This is a genomic window from Photorhabdus noenieputensis, from assembly GCF_018448935.1.
Taxonomy (GTDB): Bacteria; Pseudomonadota; Gammaproteobacteria; order Enterobacterales; family Enterobacteriaceae; genus Photorhabdus; species Photorhabdus noenieputensis.
Genome location: NZ_RCWC01000074.1, coordinates 1 through 5,271 on the forward strand (window position 1 = coordinate 1; position 5,271 = coordinate 5,271).

Genomic DNA, 5,271 nt, shown 5'->3' on the forward strand with positions numbered 1-5,271 from the left:
CCGCCCATGTCAACGCCGGTCAACACCTGACGGCGCAGGCCGGAAATAACCTGACGCTGACCACCGGTACAGCCTCATCCGACTTAGTGGAGCACAGCAAGCAAACCAGCAAAGGCTGGCTGTCGAAGTCGTCAGTGGAAACCCACGACGAAGTGCATGACCGACAGGCACTGAGCACCACGTTCAGTGGCGATAAAGTGACTCTACAGGCCGGGAAAGACCTTAATATCCGCGGCAGCAATGTGGCGGGCACGCAGGATGTCAGCCTGAACGCCGGTCATCAGCTCACCGTTACCACCGCTGCGGAAGCGCACGATGAAACCCATTTGCGGCAGGAGAAAAAATCCGGCCTGATGGGCACGGGCGGGATTGGCTTCACCTTAGGCAAAGCCAGCCAGAAAGTCACCACCGACAGTGACAGCCAGCTTAGCAAAGGCAGCACGGTCGGCAGCAGCCAGGGCAACGTCACCCTCAACGCGGGAGAACAACTCCGGGTTCACGGCAGCGAGGTGATTGCCGGTAAAGACCTGACGCTGACCGGTCAACAGGTCGATATCACCAGCGCGGAAAACCGCCATCACACCACGACAAAAACCGAACAAAAACAGAGCGGTTTAACCGTGGCGCTGAGTGGCACAGCAGGCGGAGCCGTCAACAGCGCGGTGCAAACAGCCAGAACCGCTCGCAATGAAAGCGACCCGCGAGTGAAAGCCCTGCAAAACACTAAAGCCGCCCTCAGTGGAGTGCAAGCGGCGCAGGCTGGCCGACTGGCGGAGGCTCAGGGCAGTGACGACAAAGGCAATAATAATCTGGCCGGGATTAGCCTGTCCTACGGTCGCCAGTCTTCCCGTTCAGAACAGCAGCACCGCCAGACCACCCAACAGGGCAGCCATCTCGCTGCCGGGGATAACCTCACCATAACCGCCAAAGGGGATGGCAAAGGCGCATCAGGCCAGAATGGCGATATTCGTATTCAGGGCAGCCAGTTACAGGCGGGCAAAGACCTGCAACTGAATGCTCACCGGGATATTCAGCTCTCCTCCAGCCAGAACACTGAACAGACTACCGGCAAAAACAGCAGCCACGGCAGTTCGCTGGGCATGGGCCTGACCGCGGGACCGGGAGGTACCGGCCTGAGCGTCTCGGCCAATGTCAGTCGGGGCAACGGCCGTGAAAACGGCAACGGCGTCAGCCACACTAACACCACATTACAGGCGGGACAGACCGTCGGGCTGAACAGTGGCCGGGACACCACGCTGAAAGGGGCACAAGTCAGCGGCGAACAGATTACCGCCGACGTAAAACGTCATTTGACATTAAGCAGCGAGCAGGACAGCCAGCGCTATGACAGCAAACAACAGAATGCCAGTGCGGGCGTCAGTGCCACCGTGGGTCCCCTCTCCAACGGTACCGCGAGCCTCAATGCCAGTCGCAATAAACTGCACAGCAACTATGACAGCGTGCAGGAGCAGACCGGGCTGTTTGCCGGCAAAGGTGGCTATCAGGTTCATGTCGGTGACCACACCCAACTGGACGGCGCGGTGATAGCAAGTACCGCCGACAAAGCCAAAAACACCCTGAACACCGGGACGCTGGGCTTCAAGGACATTCAAAATCAAGCGGACTTTACTGTTGAGCAGCAGAGTGCGGGCGTCAGCCTCGGCCAACCGACCGCCGGTCAGGTCCTGAATAATCTGGCGGTCAATGGGCTGACGGGGACTCATAACTCAGGCCATGACAGCAGCACCACGCACGCCGCCGTCAGTGAGGGCAATCTGATTATCCGGGATAAGGCGCACCAGACGCAGGATGTCGCGAACTTAAGTCGCGATACCGATAATGCCACGAATGTCCTGAGTCCGATATTTGATAAGGAAAAAGAGCAGCAACGGCTGAAACAGGCGCAACTGATTGGCGAACTCAGCGCCCAGATGACCGAAATAGCCAGTACGGAAGGGAAAATTATCGCCACCAAAGCGGCGAAAGCGAAGCTGGACCATATCAGTGAACCGGACAAAGAGGCCGCCAGAAAAAAACTGGTTGACGGTGGCAATCCACACCCGACTTCGGCGGATATCAATAAGCAAGTTTATGACACCGCTTACACGCAGGCGCTGAATGACTCCGGCTTTGGGACCGGCGGAACCTATCAGAAAGCGTTACAGGCGGCCACGGCAGCGATTCAGGGCTTAGCGGGCAACAACCTCGGTCAGGCGCTGGCCGGAGGGGCTTCTCCTTATCTGGCGGGCGTGATAAAAGAGCTGACGACGGACCCGCAAACCCATCAGGTGGATGTCGCCACCAATACGCTGGCCCACGCGATTTTAGGCGCGGTAGCGGCAGAGGTGAGCGGTAATAATGCCCTATCAGGGGCAGCCGGTGCGGCTTCGGGTGAACTGGCGGCTCAGGTACTGATTAAGCAACTTTACGGTGATGGGGCCAAAGTCAGTGAGTTAACGGAGGAGCAGAAACAAACTATCAGCACCCTTTCCACCTTGGCGGCAGGACTGGCAGGCGGCATTGCTGGTGACTCCACCGCCAGCGGCCTCACCGGGGCGCAGGCCGGGAAGAATGCAACGGATAATAATGCACTGAGCTTGCCAAAAGGGATGGCGGATTACGGTCGGTCAGCATCAAGTCTGGGTACCGCTATGCTAAATGAAGGTAAATCTCCTCAAGAGATTTCAGCGGCGTTGTCAAAACATGCCAAAGGTGATCACCCGGAAGGACAAGATCCGGTAAGAGGATTGTTAGTCGCTTGGGGAGCGGGAATGTCCACAGTAGTGGCACCGGTGCTGCTGCCATCGGGAGCAACGGTAGGCAGTATTTTTGCTGGAGGTCTAATCAGTGGAACAGCTAATGTCAGTAATCAATTGACAAATGGTCCTGTGAACATTACTGATGCACTGATAGCCACAGGAACAGGGGCATTAACGCAAGGCAAAGGGTTTTGGTTTACAGAAATAGCGAGTATTACTGGTGCGTATGCAGGCGCTAAATTGCAAGGGAAAGATCCTTTATCGCCTGTAATTGGTGCAGGTATTGGTAACGTGATAGGTGCAGGGACCGGTAAAGTAGTTACTGATAAATTTAAACCTGTAGTATCAGGAGCTGTTGCTGAAGCCATTGGTGCGGGTTCTGGTGCAATAAGCTCTGAAGTTGCGGGCAGTACAGTAGAAAAGAAGTTAAACAAAAACTGGAGTAAAAAATGAAATCTACGATTGTTTTTCCATATTTATTGTTTTTTCTGACTCTATCCACTATTGCATCGTTATTTATTACAACCTTACTTATAAGATTTGTCGTCGGAATGATTGCTTATTATCAATTTGGCGAAATAGACTTTAGTCTTAATGATGTTATATATGCTGCTAAAGTGGGTATTGCAGGAGGGATACCTTTAGGTATTGGAGCGTCGATTTTAGCTAATCTAAAAGAAAGCAAAGAGAAATTTCCCCCTTCCGGTTCTTAGCAAATAAGAATTTTGGCCTTCTGGTCAGGATTTTTGTAGACAATAATGCCCTTAGCATGGGAAGTTTGTTCGGTGCCGAAGGCGCTAAACATTTTGAAGGAGCGGGTTCACTAGCTCAAAAAATGGCCCAATCGGGGGCAACACCCGAAGAACTAAACATTCATCTTTAGTTGGCATGATGATGTTGTTTTTTCAGTAAAAAAAGGGGTAGTAACAGGTATACCGACTGGAATAGGAATTTGGATCTTATCCCGTTTGAAAGGAAGTCATGAGAATTAAGACGCCACCATCTGATTGATGACCGGACCAACTTTGGCTGAGGAAATACCCTAATCATACCGGTGGAAACCAACAGTTAAAGCCGGGTAGTATACCGAACCATACAGGCAATGGGGAAAACCAGTCTGGTGTTGCGTCAAATCATACCGGTAATACGGAAGGTAAGCCGGATACTGGCGGGAAGACCACAACTACTCCGATTCTGGGAGAGCCAAATAAAGACGACTTAGCCTATCTGGCTCTGAAAGGAAAAGAAGCCCAAGAAGCAGCAGGGAAATTAGGCTTTGATCGGAGAATAGCTCCTCCTAAAGCACCATTTAACTCACATGGGCAACCTGTATTTTTTGATGGTAAAACCTATATTACTCCCGATGTTGATAGCCATAATGTTACTAATGGTTGGAAAATGTTTGACCGTAGAGGCAAGCGAATGGGGACTTACGATAGTGATCTGAACAGAGTTAAGGACTGATTGATGTTTGGTATATTTCCCGGTGATGCACCCATCAGAGAAAACAATGAGCTAGTTCTGCCTGCAACAATTATTATTGATACATTTACAGAAGCAGTTCATATACCTTTATCTTATTGGAGCTTTGAGGATTACAAGCGGAGTTGGCGAGTTTCTCTTGAAGAGGGTATACACAGTAAAAATCCTGTGGCGCTAGCTGTATCAATGTATGAGCCTGATTATACAAATTTTATATTTGTTTGGGTCATATATTTTGCAGGCGAGGAAGTTTTCTTGCAAAATAGCATCCTCTTTTTGGATGAATGTCTAGGTTTTACTCCAGAGAAGATAAATAACTTTATAGAGTCGCGTACTACGCACAATGAAGACGGAATGAAAATATCTGAATGGAATACTGATCTAAATAGCATTATAGATTTTTATAACAGTCTTAAAATTAATACAGAATCCCAGTCTTGAGTTAGGATTTTTACTTTATTATCCACTAAATTATAGCGGACAATAATCATCTAAGCGTTGACCAGAATCGTTCAAGGAGCGAGGAACTGGTCAACTGTCAGGGATATACCAATTGCCGTTCTGTTGTCAGGGATAAGTATCGCCAAGAGGTAACTCTTTTTACTCAGAACATTGGTATCTTGGTGAAGTAGGCAATAGATGCTAATACCTCATCGATGAGAAAGTTATCTTGAAAAATGCCGTTAAAGAGCGAGCTTCTTCGCAGTAATACGCAGTTTAAGGACAAATGAGCATGACTGTATATATTCCGTTTATTTTGATGGTCTTGAGTCTGTTGGGGTTTCTTACCTGCTTCATCTATTTTTGCTTGAGCAAAAAAGTTTCACTAAGAAGTGTAAAATCTCCATTGCTCTTTTTTGTTTTTTGTTTTTTAATAAAAACAAACTTGCTAATTTTTCCATGACTTGGATTCACATAATAAGTGCAACATCGTTAATCCGGAAGTAAACATGTTCGTATTCCTTTAAATAATTCATTCGGGGTTTTCCCTCCCCGGGTTTTTCGGGGGCGATTATTTAATCGGTTTACC

4 protein-coding genes are annotated in these 5,271 nt (G+C 49.3%); all 4 read left to right on the plus strand.

Annotated features, from left to right (window positions below; genetic code table 11):
* The coding region (locus EAE91_RS22925) for a hemagglutinin repeat-containing protein (protein WP_244869004.1) at nt 1–3,212 on the plus strand (3,212 nt) is incomplete at its 5' end.
* Complete coding sequence (locus EAE91_RS22930; RefSeq protein ID WP_065823518.1) at nt 3,209–3,472, plus strand: hypothetical protein; 264 nt, start codon at nt 3,209–3,211, stop codon at nt 3,470–3,472. The genes EAE91_RS22925 and EAE91_RS22930, both read left to right, overlap by 4 nt.
* 574 nt (nt 3,473–4,046) lie before the next feature.
* A complete protein-coding gene (locus EAE91_RS25135) occupies nt 4,047–4,223 on the plus strand; it encodes a toxin C-terminal domain-containing protein (RefSeq protein WP_376744737.1) in 177 nt (58 codons plus the stop codon).
* Nucleotides 4,224–4,226: 3 nt separating this feature from the next.
* Nucleotides 4,227–4,682 (plus strand): hypothetical protein, encoded by a 456-nt coding sequence (locus tag EAE91_RS22940; RefSeq protein WP_214090473.1) that lies wholly within the window; start codon nt 4,227–4,229, stop codon nt 4,680–4,682.
* Nucleotides 4,683–5,271 lie beyond the last annotated feature (589 nt).